Source organism: Ralstonia sp. OTU4908 (genome assembly GCF_038440115.1).
GTDB classification, from domain to species: Bacteria; Pseudomonadota; Gammaproteobacteria; order Burkholderiales; family Burkholderiaceae; genus Ralstonia; species Ralstonia pickettii.
On record NZ_JASATD010000006.1, the window covers coordinates 35508 to 55084 of the forward strand.

The window sequence follows — 19577 nt, forward strand, 5'->3', positions numbered from 1 at the left end:
GCGACTGAAACTCAGCGCACGCAGTCGACGAAATACCCCATCTTGCCGTCGACCTCTTCCTCGACCAACCCGTGGATATCGGTCTCGAAGCCCGGGAACAGCTTGTTGAACTCGCGTGCGAACTGCAGGTACTGCACGATCGTCTTGTTGAAGCGCTCGCCCGGAATCAGCAGCGGAATGCCCGGCGGATACGGCGTCAGCAGGATACCGGTGATGCGGCCTTCCAGATCGTCGATCGCGACACGCTCGGTCTCGCGGTGCGCCATCTTGGCCCAGGCGTCCGACGGGATCATCGCCGGCTCCATGTCCGACAGGTACATCTCGGTCGTCACACGGGCCACGTCGTTGGCCTGATAGACGCTGTGGATGCTGTCGCACAGTTCACGCAGGCCGATGCGCTCGTATTGCGGATACTGGCGCACGAATTCCGGCAGCACACGCCACAGCGGCTGGTTGTTGTCGTAATCGTCCTTGAACTGCTGCAGCTCCGTCACGAGCGAATTCCAGCGGCCCTTGGTGATGCCGATGGTGAACATGATGAAGAACGAGTACAGACCGGTCTTCTCGACGATGATGCCGTGCTCGGCGAGGTAGCGCGTGACGATGGCGGCCGGAATGCCGGAATCGCTGAACTTGCCGTCCACGTCGAGGCCCGGGGTGATGATGGTGGCCTTGATCGGGTCAAGCAGGTTGAAGTCTTCGGCCAGGTTGCCGAAGCCGTGCCAGCGCTCGTTGGCCTTGAGCATCCACGCTGCGCGCTCTTCGATGCCTTCGTCCGACAGATCGTTCGGGCCCCAGACCTTGAACCACCAGTCGTCGCCGCGGCCGTTGCCACCATTTGTGCCCAGGTATTCGTGCTCAACCTTGCGCATGGCGCGGCGGAAGTCCAGCGCTTCGGCAATGCTCTCTTCCACCAGCGCGGTGCCGCCCGGCGCTTCCATCATCGCCGCGGCGACGTCGCACGAGGCAATGATCGAGTACTGGGGGCTCGTCGACGTGTGCATCAGATACGCCTCGTTGAAGCGATACGTATCGAGCTTGCGCGTCTCGGAATCCTGCACGAGGATCTGCGAGGCCTGCGACAGACCGGCCAGCAGCTTGTGCGTGCTCTGCGTGGCGTAGACCAGCGCGTCCTTGCTGCGCGGACGGCCGTGGCCGATCGCGTGCATGTTCTCGTAGAACGGGTGGAACGACGCGTGCGGCAGCCACGCTTCGTCAAAGTGCAGCGTGTCGATTTCGGTCGACAGCATGTTCTTGATCATCTCGGCGTTGTAGAGCACGCCGTCGTACGTGCCCTGCGTGATGGTCAGAATACGCGGCTTCTTGTTCTTGGCCTTGCTGGCAAACGGATGGTCGGCGATCTTCTTGGCAATCGTTTCCGGCTCGAACTCGCTCTTCGGGATCGGGCCGATGATGCCGAAGTGGTTGCGCGTCGGCATCAGGAACACGGGAATCGCGCCCGTCATCATGATCGCGTGCAGATTCGACTTGTGGCAGTTGCGGTCGACGACCACGATGTCGCCGGGCGCCACGTTGGCGTGCCACACCATCTTGTTCGACGTCGACGTGCCGTTGGTCACGAAGAACATGTGGTCCGAACCGAAGATACGCGCTGCGTTGCGCTCAGACGCGGCAACCGGGCCCGTATGGTCCAGCAACTGGCCGAGTTCTTCCACCGCGTTGCAGACGTCGGCGCGCAGCATGTTCTCGCCGAAGAACTGGTGAAACACCTGCCCCACCGGGCTCTTCAGGAACGCCACGCCGCCCGAGTGCCCCGGGCAATGCCACGAATACGAGCTGTCCTGCGCGTAGTCGATCAGCGCCTTGAAGAACGGCGGCGGCAGCGAATCCAGATAATTGCGCGCTTCACGGATGATGTGTCGGGCCACGAACTCGGGCGTGTCCTCGAACATGTGGATGAAGCCGTGCAGCTCGCGCAGCACGTCGTTCGGCAGGTGCCGCGAGGTGCGCGTTTCGCCGTACAGGAAGATGGGGATGTCGGCGTTGCGGCGGCGCACTTCGGCCACGAAGGCGCGCAAGTTTTCGACCGCCTCTGGTTCCGGCTTCTCGTTGTCGGGATTGATGAACTCGTCGTCATCGATCGAGACGATGAAGGTGGACGCGCGGCTCGACTGCTGCGCAAACGAGGTCAGGTCACCATAGCTGGTGAGGCCGATGACCTCCATCCCTTCGGTTTCGATGGCCTCGGCCAGCGCGCGAATGCCCGACCCGGAGATGTTCTCGGAGCGGAAGTCCTCGTCAATGATGATGACGGGAAAACGGAATTTCATCGTGGTTCCTTATGGATGAAGCTAAAGGCACCGCTCCGGATACGCCTGAACGCGCGGAAACGGACTACAAACACTAGGTTTTGGGCAGCGTCACACCGTGCTGGCCCTGGTACTTGCCACCACGATCCTTGTACGAGGTTTCGCATTCCTCGTCGCTCTCGAAGAACAGCACCTGCGCGCAGCCTTCGCCAGCGTAGATCTTGGCAGGCAGCGGCGTAGTGTTGGAGAACTCCAGCGTCACGTAGCCTTCCCACTCTGGCTCGAACGGCGTGACGTTGACGATGATCCCGCAGCGCGCATACGTGCTCTTGCCCAGACACACGGTCAGCACGGTGCGCGGGATGCGGAAGTACTCCATCGTGCGGGCCAGCGCGAACGAGTTCGGCGGAATGATGCACACATCGCCCTTGAAGTCGACAAACGACTTCTCGTCGAAGTTCTTCGGATCGACGATGGTGCTGTTGATGTTGGTGAAGATCTTGAATTCGTCGGCGCAGCGGATGTCGTAGCCGTAGCTCGACGTGCCGTAGGACACGATGCGGCGCCCTTCGGATTCGCGCACCTGGCCGGGCTCGAACGGCTCGATCATGCCGTGCTGCTCGGCCATGCGGCGGATCCACTTGTCGGATTTGATGCTCATGGAGCGTCCAGATACCTTGGATGAACAAATGGGGGCAGCCTTCGCGATGCGAAAACTGTCCCCATTTGGTCACGCCAGCGGCCGGGCCCGCGGCTGGGGCCGCTTTGGAACGCGGATTGTACTCCCAAACCTGTGACGGAAAACCCCGTATCGGCTGACGACTTGCGCTGGCCTTGTCGAACCACCCAGGGCAGATCAGCCCCCGGATTCCGCCGCCTGGGGCAGTTCTCCGCGCGGCCCGACAGAGCCGGCCATCTCCGGCTCCGCCACAAATCGGTCGCGTCCCGTGTAGAGCAGAAAGTGGCGCCCGGTGCACCGCGCAAACAGCGTCAGATTGACCCGCTGCGCCATCTGGTGGCCCATCTGCGTAACACCCGAGCGCGATAGCAGGAACGGAATGCCCATCTGCGCGCCCTTGATGACCATCTCGGAGGTCAGGCGGCCGGTGGTGTAGAAGATCTTGTCGCCGCCGCCCATGCCCTCCAGCCACATGCGGCCGGCAATGGCATCCACGGCATTGTGGCGGCCCACGTCTTCGATGAAATGCAGCAGTTGGCCGTGCGCGTCGAACAACGCGCAGCCATGCACCGATCCCGCTTGCTTGTAGATCGACTGCTGCAGGCGGATGGTGTCGACCACGCGGTACAGCGTGGTCTGCGTCATGCGGGCGTCAGGCGGTAGATGGATGGCGTCGATCTCGTCCATCAGCGAGCCGAACACGGTGCCCTGCCCGCAGCCGGTGGTCACGGTGCGGCGGGCGGTCTTCTCGTCCAGGTCGGCAATGCCGGCGCGCGTGGTGACGGCTGCGGATTCGGTTTCCCAGTCGACCTGGATGGAGGCGATGTCTTCGATGCTGCCGACCAGGCGCTGGTTACGCAGATAGCCCAGCACGAGCGCTTCGGGGGCGCCGCCCAGCGTCATCAGCGTGACGAGTTCGCGCTTGTCGAGGTAGACGGTGAGCGGGCGCTCGCCGGGAATGTAGACATGGCGAGCGCGGCCCAGCTCGTCGAACACTTCAACCTCGTCGAGCAGTGGAACGGAAGCATTGGTCAGTTCTGGGCGCAGCGGCATCGATGTCTTCGTTCAAATAAAAATGCGCACGGCAAGCGTGCGCATGGTGCGGCTGGTACCTGCTCCAGGGCAGGTACCTCGTGCAGGCGATCAGTTCGCCACGATCACGCCGCAGGCGACGCGCCCGCCGGAATTGCCGGTCGGTTGGGTCATGTAGTCGTCCTTGCCTGCGTGGACGATCAACGCGTGGCCGACCAGGCTGGTGGGCCCGGGCGACAGCGTCACACCGGAAAGAACGATCGAACCGACGGCCTTGCCGTTGGCATCGGATTGCAGCATCGGAATGTCACCAGCGTGATGCGCGCCTTGACGCGGATCACCGTGCTGCTGGCCGGTGGGGTTGAAGTGACCACCCGCGCTATTGCCGTCCGGCGAGGAGCAATCGCCCTTCTCATGCACGTGGAAACCGAACATGCCGTTGGCCGGCAGGCCGGAAATATCCACGGCCATGGCAACCCGATTGTCGCCTTGCTGTGCGAGCTTCACGCTGCCTTGCACGGTGCTGCCGCTCTTGGGCGCCAGCACGGCCGAGGCCGTCATGGCGCCGTCACCGGCATTCGCCGCCTTGGCCGTCGACGCGGAGTTCGATGCGCAGCCGGCCATCAGGCCGATCGCGGCGACTGCAATCACGAGTTGCTTCATGTGTCACCTCCAGTCAGGGTTCACTCGGGGAGCGGACGATTGTACTGCCGGATGCTGAACACGCAACATTGGCAACAACGGTTCACCCTTTGGCCGCCGGTGCCGCTGCCGGTGCTGCGGGCACAGGGGCTACAAACGGCCCCGGATCCACGCACGGCGCGCCCGGTTGCGTATGCGTAGCCTTACCGCCGGCCTGGTAGGAAGCCGCCGCCTTGTCTTGGGCCTTGCACGTCTGGAACGCGGCCACCTTGTCGCCCCAGGCTGCCTTGGCCTTCGCCAGATCCGCCTGTGCCTTCTGTTCTTCCGTCGGTGCCGGCAGCTTGGCGCCGGCCAGTCCGCTTGTCAGGCCCAGCATGGCGGCAGCAAGTGCCATACCTGCGGCGCGAGTCAGCGTGAAAGCATGCATGGTGAGGATCCTCGAATGGGTGGCAGGCGATGGCGTCATGACTTGGCGGGCTGCTCGCTCGGCGCCGACGCCGCGGGCGGCTGGGACCGCTGCGCGGGGATCTTGCCGGCCTTGACGTCGTCGTACCAAAGTTCGTGGTGCTCCTTCGCCCAGGCCTCGTCGACATAACCGTCACGCATGGCGCGGTAAGCGCCTTCCATGCCGATCGTGCCCATGTAGATGTGGCCCAGCGACATGCTCATCATGCCCACCGCCGCGATCGCGTGAATGACCTCGGCCAGTTGCATCGTGCTGCGGTAGTAATCCACGCCCGGGACGATGCGATCGAGCGTCCAGCCCGAGGCAGACAGGATCAGCCCGAAGACGACGAGGCCGCCCCAGAACCAGAGTTTCTCACCCGCATTGAAGCGGTGCGACGGCACTTCGGCGCCGTGCTCTCCGGCAAACATGCCACCCAGGCTCAGCAGCCATTTCACGTCGCCCTGGCGCGGCAGGTTGTCCCGCACCCAAATCACGAAGGCCACGATGATGCTGACCGTGAAGAGCGGGCCCACCAGGTTGTGCAGGTTTTTCAGCAAATACGTCAGCCAACCGAACAACTGATGACCGAGGATCGGCAACAGGAAATGCTTGCCCCACAGCATGACGATGCCCGACACGCCGAGCGTGACAAAGGAGATCGCCATCGTCCAGTGCACGTAGCGCTCGGTGGGCGTGAAGCGCTCGATCTTGCGGCCCGTCGGCGCTTCTTTTAGCGGGATCATGCCGCGCCAAAGGAAGAAGGCCAGGATGGCCGACGGCACCAGCACCATGAGCCAACCGCCCCACACGGTGATCACGCCATTGCGGAATAGCCGCCATTTCTGCCCGGTGCGCTGGATCAGCACGCCGGCTTCCAACCCGGGAATGCTGGCGTAATGTGCTTGGTCGGAGTTCACCTCGCGCCAGACGGGCGCGTTGTTGCCCGGTTGCGTCGCGCGGCGTGCGGCCTGGTCCTGCGCCTCTTTGGCGAGATCGCGCTTCTGCAGATCAAACACGTTCTCCGAGACGATGTTGGAGAACGGCTGCGCCGGTTGTACGGCCGGATTGACCGGGGCGGTGTTGGCCGCCGGCGCAGTGGCCGGCTGCTGCGCGCTCGCCAACGCCGCCACGCCGCCGAGCAGCACGGCCATCACAAGGTGTTTCCAGGAAGTGCCCATGGACGAACCTCCGCTTGCGCGCGTCATGGCGTCTTGTTGTACTCGTTCTGGTATTGGCCGCGCGCGCGGATCTGGTTCTCCCAGCTCGTGCGGTCGCCGGGTGTCCAGTTCTTGGCCATGAACGGATCGCCCTCCGCGCCCTTGTAGGCAGGCGCGTCGTCCTTGCGGTGCGAGGCGAATGCCGTTTGCGAGCGTTCTCCGCAAGCACCGAGCAACAGCGCAGCACCCAGGGCGATCAGCAGGCTGGTCGATCGTGCGGAGGCGATCATGATTGCGCCCCCGACGCCGAAGCCGGCGTGGCCGGTGCGGCCGGAATTGCCGGCGCCGCCTGACCGCCCTTGCCTTGCGCGCCGCCGTAAGCCGTGCCCCATCCGAACAACTCAGCGCCCTTCCCGCGTTTCATGACGCGGTTGCGCAGGATGTCGGAAATCACATCGCCATCGCCGCCGAGCAGCGCCTTCGTCGAGCACATTTCCGCGCACAGCGGAAGCTTCCCTTCGGCCAGGCGGTTGCGGCCGTACTTCTCGAATTCTTCCTCGCTGCCGTTCTTCTCGGGGCCGCCCGCGCAGAACGTGCACTTGTCCATCTTGCCGCGCACGCCGAACGTGCCCTGGCTCGGGAACTGCGGCGCGCCGAACGGGCACGCATACGAGCAGTAGCCACAGCCGATGCAGACGTCCTTGTCGTGCAGCACCACGCCGTCTTCAGTGCGGTAGAAGCAGTCGACCGGGCAGACCGCCATGCACGGCGCATCGGAGCAATGCATGCACGCCACCGAGATGGATTTCTCCGCGCCGATCATGCCGTCGTTGATGGTGACCACGCGGCGCCGGTTCACGCCCCAGGGCACTTCGTGTTCGTTCTTGCAGGCCGTGGCGCAGGCGTTGCATTCGATGCAGCGCTCGCTGTCACAGATGAATTTCATGCGTGCCATGTTGATCTCCCCGTCCTTATGCGAACCGCTCGATCTGGCAGACCGTCGTTTTCGTTTCCTGCATCATCGTCACCGAGTCGTAGCCGTAGGTCGTTGCCGTGTTGACGGCCTCGCCCCGCACGATCGGGTGGGCGCCCTCCGGGTAGTAATCGAGCAGGTCCTTGCCCTGCCACCAGCCCGAGAAGTGGAACGGGATGAAGGCGTGGTCGACACCCACACGCTCCGTCACCAGCGCACGCACCTTGATCTGGGCGCCGGTCGGCGTCTTGACCCAGACGAAATCGTTGTGGCGAATGCCCCGATCGGCTGCAGCCTTCGGGTTGATCTCGACAAAGTTCTCCTGCTGCAGCTCGGCAAGCCACGGGTTGGAGCGCGTCTCCTCGCCGCCGCCCTCGTATTCGACAAGGCGGCCGGACGTGAGAATGATCGGGAATTTCTCGTAGACCTTGTTCTCGATATTGCGCTGTTGCACCGTCTTGTACAGCGTCGGCAGGCGCCAGAAGGCCTTCTTGTCGTCGTGCGTGGGGTACTTGGCGACCATGTCGGGCCGCGTGGAATACAGCGGCTCGCGGTGCTGCGGAATGCCATCGGGGAAGTTCCACACGATCGCGCGCGCCTTGGCGTTGCCGAACGGGTGGCAGCCGTGCTTCATCGCCACGCGCTGGATGCCGCCGGACACATCGGTCTTCCAGTTCTTGCCTTCGGCGGCCTTCTTTTCGGCGTCGGTCAGGTCGTCCCACCAGCCGAGTTTCTTGAGGAAAACGTGATCAAACTCGGGATAGCCGGTGGTCAACTCCGAGCCGAGCGAGAACGAGCCATCTTCGGCCAGCAGGTTGACGCCGTCGCGCTCCACGCCGAAGTTGGCGCGGAAGTTGCCGCCGCCTTCCATCACGTGCTTGCTGGTGTCGTACAGGTTGGGCGAACCGGGGTGCTTGAGTTCGGGCGTGCCGTAGCACGGCCAAGGCAGGCCAAAGTAATCGCCGGTCAGGTCGTAGCCGGTTTCGGCATCCTTGCCGCCCTTGCAGCGCAGCGTGCGCACATCAAACAGATGCATGTTGCGCATGTGAGCCTTCAGGCGTTCCGGCGATTGGCCAGTGTAGCCGATCGTCCAGTTGCCGCGGTTGATCTCGCGCAGGATCGATTCGATCTCCGGCTCGCGCCATGTCATGCCGGCACGCTTGTATTCCGTGATCTTGTAGTTCTTCGACAGCTCCTTGCCGAAGCCCAGGCGATCGGCAAACGCCTGCATGATCACGTGGTCGGGCTGCGATTCGAACAGCGGCTCGATGACCTTCTCGCGCCATTGCAGCGATCGATTCGATGCGGTGCACGAGCCCGACGTTTCGAACTGTGTGGCGGCGGGCAGCAGATAGACGGCGCGGTTCGGATTGGGCGGCGTGCCATCGGCGGCGGGCATGTTGGCCATGGCCGCAGTGGCCGACGGGTATGGGTCCACGACCACCAGCAGGTCAAGCTTGTCGAGGGCGCGCTTCATGTCCATCCCGCGCGTTTGCGAGTTCGGTGCGTGCCCCCAGTAGAAAACGGCACGAACATTGTGGTCCTGGTCGATCAGCTCGTTCTTTTCCAGCACCGCATCGGCCCAGCGCGAGACGGTGGTGCCCGACTTCTCCATCATGGCCTGCGAGGCGAAACGGCCCTTGATCCAGTCGTAATCCACGCCCCACACGCCGGCAAAGTGCTTCCACGCGCCGGCAGCCAGGCCGTAGTACCCAGGCAACGAATCGGGGTTGGGGCCGACGTCGGTCGCACCCTGCACGTTGTCGTGGCCGCGGAAGATATTGGCGCCGCCGCCCGACTTGCCGATGTTACCCAGCGCCAGCTGCACAATGCACGACGCGCGCACGATGGCATTGCCGATGCTGTGCTGCGTCTGGCCCATGCACCACACCAGCGTGCTGGGGCGATTCATCGCCATCATCTCGGCCACCTTGTGCACCTGTGCCTCAGGCACGCCGCACACTTCCTCGACCTTGTCCGGCGTCCACTTGGCGAGCACTTCCTCGCGCACCTTGTCCATGCCGTAGACGCGGTCATGGATGTACTGCTTGTCTTCCCAGCCGTTCTTGAAGATGTGATACAGCACGCCAAACAGGAACGCGATGTCGGTGCCCGAGCGTATGCGCACGTACTCATCCGACTTGGCCGCCGTGCGCGTGTAGCGCGGGTCGACCACGATGACCTTGCAGCCCGTTTCCTTGGCATGCAACAGATGCAGCATCGACACGGGGTGCGCCTCGGCCGCGTTCGAGCCGATGTACAACGCGCACTTGGCGTTCTGCATGTCGTTGTACGAGTTGGTCATCGCGCCGTAGCCCCAGGTGTTGGCCACGCCGGCCACGGTAGTGCTATGGCAGATGCGCGCCTGGTGATCGCAGTTGTTGGTGCCGAAGAACGACACCCACTTGCGCATCAGGTACGACTGCTCGTTGCTGTGCTTGGACGAACCCACGAAGAAGAACGAATCCGGTCCGGTCTCCTGGCGGATAGTGTTCATCTTGGCGACGATCTCATTGAGCGCCTGGTCCCAGCTGATGCGCTGGTAGCGGCCGTCGACGAGCTTCATTGGCGTCTTGAGGCGGTATTCGCCGTGACCGTGCTCGCGCAGGGCAGCGCCTTTGGCGCAGTGCGCGCCCAGGTTGATCGGCGAGTCGAATACCGGTTCCTGGCGCACCCACACGCCGTTCTGCACGACGGCATCCACCGAGCAGCCGACCGAGCAGTGCGAGCACACCGTGCGGCGCACGACGATATCGCCCTTACCTTCGGCGGCCTGGGCCTCGCCCACCACCGATTTCTTCACCAGCGAAAGCTGCGTTGCGGCCAGGCCGGCGCCCACGCCGATGCCGGAGCGCTTGAGGAACGTGCGGCGATCCATGGTCGGCAATGCGCCGGCCAGGCTGCGCGCCAGACTGCCAGCAAGCGATGCGGCGCCCTGTCCGTTTGAACGTCGAGCCGGTGCGGCTTTGGTGTCCTGTACCGCCGGTTTGCGGGTCAGAAGCATGAGGTCACCTGAAGATGTGGGGTGCGAGCAATGACGATGGAGCAACAGCGGCGCGCGTGCAGCCGCATCAGATCCACGTCGTCTTGTAGTACTTGCGGATGTGTTCGCTCAGCCGGTAACCGGTGGCGCCGTCATCCGCGGCGTCGGTTGCGAGTGTGGCCGGAGCAGTGGGCGCTTGCACCAGATGGCCGGTTGTCGCGGCAGTGCCTGCAGCTGCGGCTGCAACCGCCGCCCCCATCAGGAAGCGGCGGCGAGTAGGTGCAGCATCAGCGGAATCCGCTTCTGGGCGCGCGTGAGGGACGGTGTTCAGACCTGGCATTTCGATGCTCCCCGGCTCTTTGAAACCGATGACCGAATGTAATAGGAATTTTCCAACACATTTTAGGAGTAACGGCATGGGAAAACCATGCCCAAAACCCCTCACCGAGGGATTTTCCTGACGATTTACCGATGAATTTTTTCAATGAGTCGGATTTGAACCGGAGCGCCGTGACGCTGACCCGGCGTGGCTCTTCGGCGTCCGCTTATTTTTTAGGCAGCCGAGACGACGGCTGTCATGCCAATTCAAGGGCGAGCCGCTCCACGTCAAAAAACGCTTTCGCCAATCCCGCCACATCGGCATAGAGCGCGGCGCGCGGATGCTGCAATACAGCATCGCAAGCCGTATCGACCCACGGGGCCAGATGACGCTGGAAAAATGCGCGCTGCTCTTCGATGCGGGCCACGGCAACGTCGTCCCCGGCGATGAGGTAACGCATGACCTCGCACAGGGTCGCGAGATGGTCTTCGGTTTCCGTGATGCCCTCGGCGCGCTCCAGGCCGTGGCGGCGCAGGTCGTCGCGCAATACCACGAGCGGCTTCTCGTTCATGAAACCGGCCTGGTAGTACGAGCCGTACAAGAACACTTCGGGCTTGCCGACGCCGATAAACAGTTCGGTGTATTCGTCGTCGGCCTGTTCGGCGGTGGTCTGGCCTGCGCGGGCGACAAGCTTTCGCCAGGCCTGGGTGAGAGCACTACTGGCGGCGGCTTGCGCATCGGCCGCGGCGATATCGCCGTCGCCTATCGGGTCCAGCGGCGCGGCCGCGATGCGCTGCAGCAAATCGGCGTCTGCCGCGTGGAAGAACAGCGTGGCCAGCAGGCCGTACAGGTCGGCACGGGCGAGATCCTCAGCGCTGTCGGCGGGCGTGGCGGCGGGCTGGAATTGCAGGGGCTGGGCGTCGGTCATGGGATCAGAGATCGGCTTCAATGCGCGGCTTCAATGCGCGGTTTTCAGTGCGGGGCGCCGGGGCGTTCGCCGTTCTGCATCATGTCGATCACGCGGCAATCGCTGCACATCTTGAGGCGCTCGGCGGCGGCGCCGGAGAACGCCGGATGCGCGCCCAGCTTGGCCAGCATCGTCGCGACCATCTGCGCGGTGCCGAACGGCTTGTTGCAGCGGATGCAGTGGAACGGCTGCGCCTCGTTGAGCGTGGCCGATTGGCGGGCTTCTGCCGACAGGTTCAAACGCGGCACGAGGGCGATGGCGCTTTCAGGGCACGTGGTCTCGCACAGGCCGCATTGGACGCAGTTGCGCTCGATCATGGCCAGCACGGGCCGCTCGGCCTGATCACGCAGCGCCTGCGACGGGCACGCGCCCACGCAAGCCATGCACAGCGTGCAGCGTTCGCGGTTCACGGTGATGGCGCCAAACGGCGCACCGGCTGGCAGCGGGATGATGGCCTCAATGGCCTTGGCGTGGCGTGCAAGATGGTCGAGCGCGAAATCGAGTGCCTCGCGCTTGGCAGCGGCCACCGCGAAGGTGGCGGCCGGCATGTCACGGCGAAAGCCACGCAGGGGGCCCGAAACATCAGCACCACTGAGGCGCGCGTCGAGCGCAGCGGCATCCGCCACGTCGATCAACACCACACCCGCCGCACCCGCCGGTTCGCCAAGCCCCTCCAGCACGGCCTGCGCCACGGCGACCTGCTCGGCGAGCATCGCACGGTACTGCGGTGCGTCGTCTTCCGTCAGGAGAATGGCGATGCGCGCGGCGCCGTAAGCCAATGCGGAGAGCCACAGGTCCAAACCCGTCGATGCCGAATGGAAGACCTCGACGGGCAGCACATTCACGGGCACGCCCTGGGCCTTGCCGATACGCGCGGCACGGCCCAGTTGCTCGATCAGCGTGCGGCCCCGCCCACCGTTATGCAGCAGAACCACGGCATCACGCCCACCCGCCGATGCATACGTGCCGAGCAGCGTCTTCAGCTTGCGCCCCTGGTACGGCGCGCTCGGATAGGCATAGGTGATGGCGCCGGTCGGACACGCGGTCGTACACGCACCGCAGCCCACACAGAGATTGGGCGTGACGCGCACGCTGCCGCGGCCGTCCTTCCACTGCGACGCAATCGCCGACGCCGAACACACGTCCACGCAAGCGTTGCAGCCCACTTGGCCGTTACGCCCGTGCGCGCAGATCGATTCCTTGTACTGGAAGAACTTGGGCTTCTCGAACTCCCCCACCATCTGCAGCAACGCCAGCGATGCCGTCAGTTGGCGGCCCGCGTCTGCGCCCGCATGGAAGTAGCCCTGCGGCGGCTGGTGCTGGGCAAACGCCGGCGCGTCGTTCAGATCGAAGATCAGGTCGAATTGGCCCGATAGCGCCTGCGGTGCATCCACACGGTTGAAATCGATGGCCAACGCATCGCCGCACGCCTTGACGCACGCGCGATGGTCGCGGCATGCATCCAGATCGATCTGGTAGAGCGCGTCGATGGCGCCTTCGGGGCAGACATCAATGCAGGCGTTGCAGCGCGTGCAGCGGTCCAGGTCAATCGGATTGCGGTTGCGCCACTTCACCTCGAACGCGCCGAGCCAGCCGTTCACCTGCGCCAGCTCGCCCGCGTGGACCGGCCAGCGGCGCTCCATCGGCGGGACAAACGGACCCCTTGCGCGATCGCGCCCGGTGACGAGCACCGCCACGCTCAGTTGGTCGGCCAGCCGTTCCGCCCACGGCATGGCACGCTCGGCAGGACCGATGATCAGCACGTTGCCGTCGGAGCGGTAGTCGACCACCGGCACTGGCTCCGGCGCCGGCAAGCCAGCGACGGCCAGCAGTGCCGCTGTCTTGGCACGGAAACCGCGCGCATCGCGTTTGGCGCCTGCCGACCACCCGCCCGTTTCGCGCACGTTGACGAAATGGATCGGTGCGGTCACACCCTCATGCTGCGCGGCCACTTCTGCAAACAGCGCCTTTTCCTGCGTGCAGGCGACGACGACGCCTTCCGTGCCATCCAGCGCCTGTGTGAACGCGCCGATCTCGCGGCGGCACAGCAGGTGGTGCGTCTTGCTGGGGGCGTCGATAGCGGCGTCAGACGCGCGCAGGGCGTCGCCCACCGCATCGGCATCGATCGGCATGGTGTGATTGCAACTGCAGAGCAGTGTCGGCATGGATTTGTGCGTGAGCGCCCACGTGCATGGCGCAGGCTGTGGAGACATGGCAGCACGGTCTTTGCCGCGCGGCCTTCTTTTTATTCTACGGACGGCGGCTTAACGCCGCCATGCGGGGTTGCCTGCGCCGGGTCATCAACGCGGGGCGACTCGGCATCGGCAGGTTCAGGCGGCATCTCGCCCGTGACCAGAGGTGCAGCGGCCGATACCGGTTCGATTCCTGGCGGCGCAGCCACATCCTCGTCCAGCGGCTCGAACAACCGCAATTCCGCCGTGTGCCGCAACTCGCGCAACATCTCGGGCGGGATCGGGTCGGGCTGCGAATAGTCGTCGATGTAGGTATCGAGCCCGTCCATCACATTGAAGTGCGGATCGGCGAAGAGCTTCTTGAGCGCGGCACGCTTGACGGCTTCGTCCACCCCGTGCGCGACGAAGGGCGAGAAATCATCGGATGGCGTCAACTTGGAGGCGTCTTCCAGAGTGAGCGGGGGTGCCGCTTCGGGCGTAGGCTCGGCCGTCGACGCTTCAGGCACGACGACGGGGGCCGGCTCGGCGGGCGGTGCCGCTTCCGGTTCGGGCTCGCCCCGCCGTTCGGCGGCCTTGCGGCGCGACCAGCGCGAGAGGAAGGTTTCGTCGCTCACAGCAGTCTCGCTCAGAACTTCGCGCGGTCTTCCGGCGGCAGGAACGACTCCGGCCGGCGCCGCTTCTTCGGCTCCGGCCGGTAGTTTTCTGCCACGTACGCCTGCAGCCACTCCAGCGCCGCGGCGTCCAACGGCACGTTTTCAACCGTCTCGCCACCGTCCAGCCAGCGGCCAGCCTCGTTGTAACTGAGCGAAACCGTATGCGGAATCGCGCGGCCTTCGTCCGCTGTGCCAGCCTCACCCAGACGCCACAGTACAAACCAGCAGGGCGCGGCTGAGGTCACGTTCAAGTAATAACCCTCGGCCTCGTCGCGAAACAACGTGACGGAAAAGCCGGGCGTGAGCCAGCGCTCTTCGCCGGACCCATCTTCGGCACGGTCCAGGCAGCGCGGCGCCGTGCCGTATTCGCCAAGGTCGGGAACGACCGCCTCCAGCCGCCATTGGAACGGCTGCCAACGGTTGGCCGTGGGGCGGCGGCACAACACCACCGCCACCCGCACAGAGGGGCGATCAGCAGGCAGCGGCGACGTGGTTTCCATGGCGTCAGGTGTTCTGCACGACGATGGACGGGAACTTGCTCGTCATGTCCTTCGCCTTTTCGGCCACGGCGATGGCGACGCGGCGTGCGATCTGCTTGTAGACGCCGGCAATGGCGCCGTCGGGGTCGGCCACTACAGTCGGGCGGCCCGAATCGGCCTGCTCACGGATGGACAAGTTCAGCGGCAGGCTACCGAGGAACGGCACGCCGTATTGTTCGCACATCTTCTCGCCACCGCCGGCGCCGAAGATGTGTTCGGTGTGGCCGCAGTTCGGGCAGCAGTAGACCGCCATGTTCTCGACCACGCCGATGATGGGAATTCCCACCTTTTCGAACATCTTCAGGCCCTTCTTGGCGTCGAGCAGCGCGATGTCCTGCGGCGTGGTGACGATCACCGCGCCCGTCACGGGCACCTTCTGCGATAGCGTGAGCTGGATGTCGCCCGTGCCCGGCGGCATGTCGACGATGAGGTAATCCAGATCGCGCCAGTTCGTCTGCTTGAGCAGTTGCTCGAGCGCCGAGGTCACCATCGGACCGCGCCAGACCATCGGGTTGTCCTGCTCGATCAGGAAACCGATTGAGTTGGCCTGCAGGCCATGGCCCTCCATCGGTTCCATCGTCTTGCCGTCGGCCGACTCCGGCTGGCCCTGGATGCCCAGCATCATCGGCTGGCTCGGGCCGTAGATATCGGCGTCAAGAATGCCGACATTCGCCCCTTCCGCCGACAGCGCCAGCGCCAGATTCACGGCGGTGGTCGACTTGCCCACGCCGCCCTTGCCCGACGCCACGGCGATGATGTTCTTCACATTCGGCATCAGATGCACGCCGCGCTGCACGGCGTGCGCGACGATCTTCATCGACACCTGCACGCTCACATTTTCGACACCCTGCACCTGGCGCAGCGCCCCGATCACCAGCTTGCGGATCGGTTCGAACTGGCTCTTGGCGGGGTAGCCGAGTTCCACGTCGAGCGCCACCTCGCCGCCATCGACCCGGATGTTGCGCGCCGATTTGGACGACACAAGGTCGCGCCCGGTATTGGGATCCACCACGCCGCGCAGGGCTTCGGTGATCTGTTCGATGGTTACGCTCAACATTTGCTCCAGAAATCTAATGCGAATGGGGGACGAGCCAACGGTGACGCGGCATGAACTTTGCGGCGCCCTGGCCACTCTATGTACTGTTTTGCTATTGTATTTTGCCGGCGCATCGTTCGTCCGATTCCCCCTCAATATCCCTCCGATGCGCCGGATATCGGCAAACCCACAAGAACCGATCCCGTTACCCGTAGGAGAAACCATGAAAGCCAAGCTTATTTCCGTCTCGCTGATCGCCCTGCTGGCCGCCGGCTGCGCCACCGAGCAGCAAAACCAGACCGCCATGGGCACCGGCGTTGGCGCGGCCGTGGGCGCTGGCATCGGCGCGCTGGTCGGCAACGGCAAGGGTGCCGCCATTGGCGGTGCGCTGGGCGCGGCAACCGGTGCTGCCGTCGGCTACAACTGGGGGGCAATCAAGTCCAAGCTGGCTGGCGATACGGCCGGCACGGGCACGCAGATTTCGGAGCAGCCCGACGGCTCGCTCAAGCTGAACATTCCGAGCCAGGTCTCGTTCGATACCGACAGCGCGGTGATCAAGCCGTCGTTCCGCGGCCCGTTGGATAGCGTGGCACAAACGCTCACGCAACATCCGGAACTGGCCGCCAATGTGGTCGGCCACACGGACAGCACCGGCAACCCGAACTACAACATGACGCTGTCGCAAAAGCGCGCGCAGAGCGTGGCGAGCTACCTGACGGACCGCGGCGTGGCCCGCAATCGCCTGTCCGCCGAAGGCCGAGGCCAGAATCAGCCCGTTGCCGACAACGCCACCGAGGCTGGCCGCGCCCAAAATCGCCGCGTCGAAATTTATTTGAAACCAATTCAGGGGTAACCCTGTCATAGAAAACAGGTGCCGCTTGCCACGCGTTGCTGGCTCGCGATGCGTGGCTGACCTCCCGGGCGGTACCTGATTTCTCCTCCTTTTCCGTTGTGGAAAGCTGCGCCGGCACTGACCGGCGCTTTTTTTTGGGCCCACACCGTCCGCGGCATTCTGACGCATACGCCAAGCGCATGATCGCACCCGCCGTTCCACAGATTCGTCCGCGACCGGCCTGAGACCGCCGGCCGCGCTAAAATATGCGCTTCTCCGCGCGCCGCGCCCTGTCTGCGGCCCGCCCGCACCTTTCTGGCCTGCCCATGTCCGAACGTCGCATCCTCGTCACTTCCGCCCTGCCTTATGCCAACGGCCCGATTCACATCGGCCACCTGGTCGAGTACATCCAGACCGATATCTGGGTGCGCTTCCAACGCATGCGCGGCCACGAGACGTACTACGTGGGCGCCGACGACACACACGGCACGCCCGTCATGCTGCGTGCCGAAAAAGAAGGCCTGACCCCGCGTCAACTGATCGAACGCGTCTGGACGGAACACAAACGCGACTTCGACAACTTCCTCGTCTCGTTCGACAACTACTACAGCACCGACTCCGACGAAAACAAGGAGCTGTGCCAAAACGTCTACCTCAAGCTCAAGGAAGCCGGCCTGATCGACGTGCGCGAGGTCGAGCAGTTCTACGACCCGGTCAAGGAGATGTTCCTGCCGGACCGTTTCATCAAGGGCGAATGCCCGAAGTGCGGCGCAAAAGATCAGTACGGCGATTCGTGCGAAGTCTGCGGCGCAACCTACCAGCCGACCGACCTGAAGAACCCATACTCCGTGGTGTCGGGCGCGACCCCGGTGCGCAAGTCGTCGGAACACTACTTCTTCAAGCTGTCCGACCCGCGCTGCGAGAACTTCCTGCGCGACTGGGTGGCAGACCTGGCGCAGCCCGAAGCCACCAACAAGATGCGTGAGTGGCTCGGCGAGGAAGGCGAGGCCAAGCTCTCGGACTGGGACATCTCGCGTGATGCACCGTACTTCGGCTTCGAGATTCCGGGCGCGCCGGGCAAGTACTTCTATGTGTGGCTGGATGCGCCGGTCGGCTACTACGCCAGCTTCAAGAACCTGTGCGCCAAGCGCGGTCTCGATTTCGACGCGTGGATCAACGAACACTCGACCACCGAGCAGTACCACTTCATCGGCAAGGACATCCTCTATTTCCACACGCTGTTCTGGCCGGCGATGCTCAAGTTCTCCGGCCACCGCACACCGACCAACGTGTTCGCCCACGGCTTCCTGACCGTGGACGGCGCCAAGATGAGCAAGTCGCGCGGCACGTTCATCACCGCACAGAGCTACATCGACACCGGCCTGAATCCGGAATGGCTGCGCTACTACTTCGCCGCCAAGCTGAACGCGACGATGGAAGACCTGGATCTGAACCTGGACGATTTTATCGCCCGTGTGAACAGCGACCTGGTGGGCAAGTTCGTCAACATCGCCAGCCGTTCGGCGGGGTTCCTGGTCAAGCGCTTCGAAGGCCGCGTGAGCGACGCCGCGCTGGGCCATCCGCTGATGGTGCAACTGCGCGAAGCCGCCCCGCAGATCGCCGACCTGTACGAAAAGCGCGAGTACAGCAAGGCGCTGCGTGCCGTGATGGAGCTGGCCGACGCCGTCAATGCATTCGTCGACACCGAAAAGCCGTGGGATCTGGCCAAGGACGAGGCCCACCGCGAAAAGCTGCACGCCGCGTGCTCGGTCGCGCTGGAAGCGTTCCGCCTGCTGGCCGTGTACCTCAAGCCGATTCTGCCGACCACGGTGGAGCGCATCGAGGCGTTCCTCAACGTTGAGCCGCTGACGTGGCGCTCGATCGACTCGCAACTGTTGTCCGCCAAGCCGATCCAACCGTACTCGCACCTGATGACGCGCGTGGACAAGAAGCAGGTGGATGCGCTGGTCGAAGCCAACCGCCAGTCGCTGCAGGCCACCGCCGATGCACCCGCTGCTGCCGCCAACGGTGCGGCCGCCATCGAACCGATGGCCGAAACCATCACCATCGACGACTTCGCCAAGATCGACCTGCGTGTCGCCAAGATCGTCGCCTGCCAGCGCGTGGAAGGATCGAACAAGCTGCTGCAGCTGACGCTGGATGTGGGTGAAGGACAGACGCGGAATGTGTTTTCGGGCATCCAGTCGGCATATGCACCGGAGGATCTCGTCGGCAAGCTGACCGTGATGGTTGCCAACCTGGCACCGCGCAAGATGAAGTTCGGGATGTCGGAAGGGATGGTGTTGGCGGCTTCGGCGGCTGATGAGAAGGCTCTGCCGGGGCTTTATATTCTTGAGCCGCATTCGGGGGCGGTGCCGGGGATGCGGGTGCGGTAATGGGTGTGTTTGGGATAGGCCTTGGTGGTGCATCCCTTGTTTCATCCCCTGCCGGGGCTGACTCAGTTTCTTTGGTCTTGCCCAAAGAAAGTAAGCAAAGAAATGCGCGCCCGAGATGGCGAAAGACTCCTTGAATTTATGTCGCAGGAAGGGGAAGGGAAAAACTCGCTTCGCTCAGACAGTTTCCCTTCCTTTTTCCTCCCTGCAACAGAAATTCAAGGCGCCATCTAGGGCAGGAAAGTCAAAGGACAAAAGCCGCACCATCTGGGCACAAGCGCAAACGACAAAGGCCAACCTCGCGACGGGTTGGCCTTTTCTTTTGACGTTAGGCCCTTGATAGCGCCTTGAATTTTCGTAAGCGGGCGGAAACAAGACGGGAAACTGTCTGAACGCAGCGAGTTTTTCCCGTCTCCGCCCGGTTACGGAAATTCAAGGGATGGGTCGCCATCTCGGGCGCGC

17 protein-coding genes are annotated in these 19577 nt (G+C 63.9%); 2 read left to right on the forward strand and 15 right to left on the reverse strand.

What is annotated here, in order from left to right; translation table 11 throughout:
• Positions 1–11 precede the first annotated feature (11 nt).
• The 15 genes from AAHM38_RS07370 to apbC all read right to left on the reverse strand — a co-directional run bounded on the left by AAHM38_RS07370 (position 12) and on the right by apbC (position 15908).
• Positions 12–2291: an arginine/lysine/ornithine decarboxylase gene (locus AAHM38_RS07370; RefSeq protein ID WP_116575425.1), complete on the reverse strand. Its 2280-nt coding sequence runs from the start codon at positions 2289–2291 to the stop codon at positions 12–14.
• A gap of 73 nt (positions 2292–2364) precedes the next feature.
• A complete protein-coding gene (gene dcd / locus AAHM38_RS07375) occupies positions 2365–2931 on the reverse strand; it encodes a dCTP deaminase (protein ID WP_012762552.1) in 567 nt (188 codons plus the stop codon).
• A gap of 195 nt (positions 2932–3126) precedes the next feature.
• Complete coding sequence (locus tag AAHM38_RS07380; RefSeq protein WP_116575426.1) at positions 3127–4002, reverse strand: formate dehydrogenase accessory sulfurtransferase FdhD; 876 nt, start codon at positions 4000–4002, stop codon at positions 3127–3129.
• A 90-nt stretch (positions 4003–4092) separates the two neighbouring features.
• On the reverse strand, positions 4093–4644 hold the full coding sequence (locus AAHM38_RS07385; RefSeq protein WP_037028249.1) for a superoxide dismutase family protein: 552 nt from the start codon (positions 4642–4644) through the stop codon (positions 4093–4095).
• A gap of 82 nt (positions 4645–4726) precedes the next feature.
• Complete coding sequence (locus AAHM38_RS07390) at positions 4727–5050, reverse strand: hypothetical protein (RefSeq protein WP_116575514.1); 324 nt, start codon at positions 5048–5050, stop codon at positions 4727–4729.
• A 35-nt stretch (positions 5051–5085) separates the two neighbouring features.
• Positions 5086–6249 (reverse strand): formate dehydrogenase subunit gamma, encoded by a 1164-nt coding sequence (locus AAHM38_RS07395; RefSeq protein ID WP_012762556.1) that lies wholly within the window; start codon positions 6247–6249, stop codon positions 5086–5088.
• A gap of 23 nt (positions 6250–6272) precedes the next feature.
• Entirely contained in the window at positions 6273–6518 is a 246-nt protein-coding gene (locus AAHM38_RS07400; protein ID WP_012762557.1) for a hypothetical protein, read from the reverse strand.
• Complete coding sequence (gene fdh3B, locus AAHM38_RS07405; protein WP_012762558.1) at positions 6515–7183, reverse strand: formate dehydrogenase FDH3 subunit beta; 669 nt, start codon at positions 7181–7183, stop codon at positions 6515–6517. The genes AAHM38_RS07400 and fdh3B overlap by 4 nt, the downstream gene beginning before the upstream one ends.
• Before the next feature lie 16 nt (positions 7184–7199).
• A complete protein-coding gene (locus AAHM38_RS07410) occupies positions 7200–10205 on the reverse strand; it encodes a molybdopterin-dependent oxidoreductase (RefSeq protein WP_012762559.1) in 3006 nt (1001 codons plus the stop codon).
• A gap of 67 nt (positions 10206–10272) precedes the next feature.
• Positions 10273–10524 carry a twin-arginine translocation signal domain-containing protein gene (locus AAHM38_RS07415; protein ID WP_037028240.1) on the reverse strand — a complete coding sequence of 84 codons (252 nt, stop codon included), beginning with the start codon at positions 10522–10524 and terminating at the stop codon, positions 10273–10275.
• A 235-nt stretch (positions 10525–10759) separates the two neighbouring features.
• Positions 10760–11431 (reverse strand): TorD/DmsD family molecular chaperone, encoded by a 672-nt coding sequence (locus AAHM38_RS07420; protein WP_004632137.1) that lies wholly within the window; start codon positions 11429–11431, stop codon positions 10760–10762.
• Between the two features lie 44 nt (positions 11432–11475).
• A complete protein-coding gene (locus AAHM38_RS07425) occupies positions 11476–13635 on the reverse strand; it encodes a 4Fe-4S binding protein (protein ID WP_116575428.1) in 2160 nt (719 codons plus the stop codon).
• A gap of 80 nt (positions 13636–13715) precedes the next feature.
• The gene (locus AAHM38_RS07430; protein WP_116575429.1) at positions 13716–14276 is read right to left on the reverse strand and encodes a DUF3306 domain-containing protein; all 561 of its coding nucleotides are present in this window, start codon (positions 14274–14276) and stop codon (positions 13716–13718) included.
• An 11-nt stretch (positions 14277–14287) separates the two neighbouring features.
• A complete protein-coding gene (locus tag AAHM38_RS07435) occupies positions 14288–14815 on the reverse strand; it encodes a DUF3305 domain-containing protein (RefSeq protein WP_012762563.1) in 528 nt (175 codons plus the stop codon).
• 4 nt (positions 14816–14819) lie between these two features.
• Positions 14820–15908 (reverse strand): iron-sulfur cluster carrier protein ApbC, encoded by a 1089-nt coding sequence (gene apbC / locus AAHM38_RS07440; RefSeq protein ID WP_041668517.1) that lies wholly within the window; start codon positions 15906–15908, stop codon positions 14820–14822.
• 205 nt (positions 15909–16113) lie between these two features.
• Between apbC and AAHM38_RS07445 the strand changes: the two genes are divergently transcribed.
• Both AAHM38_RS07445 and metG read left to right on the forward strand, forming a co-directional pair.
• Positions 16114–16743 carry an OmpA family protein gene (locus AAHM38_RS07445; RefSeq protein ID WP_012762565.1) on the forward strand — a complete coding sequence of 210 codons (630 nt, stop codon included), beginning with the start codon at positions 16114–16116 and terminating at the stop codon, positions 16741–16743.
• Between the two features lie 305 nt (positions 16744–17048).
• Positions 17049–19118: a methionine--tRNA ligase gene (gene metG, locus AAHM38_RS07450; RefSeq protein ID WP_041668518.1), complete on the forward strand. Its 2070-nt coding sequence runs from the start codon at positions 17049–17051 to the stop codon at positions 19116–19118.
• The last annotated feature ends 459 nt before the right edge of the window (positions 19119–19577 follow it).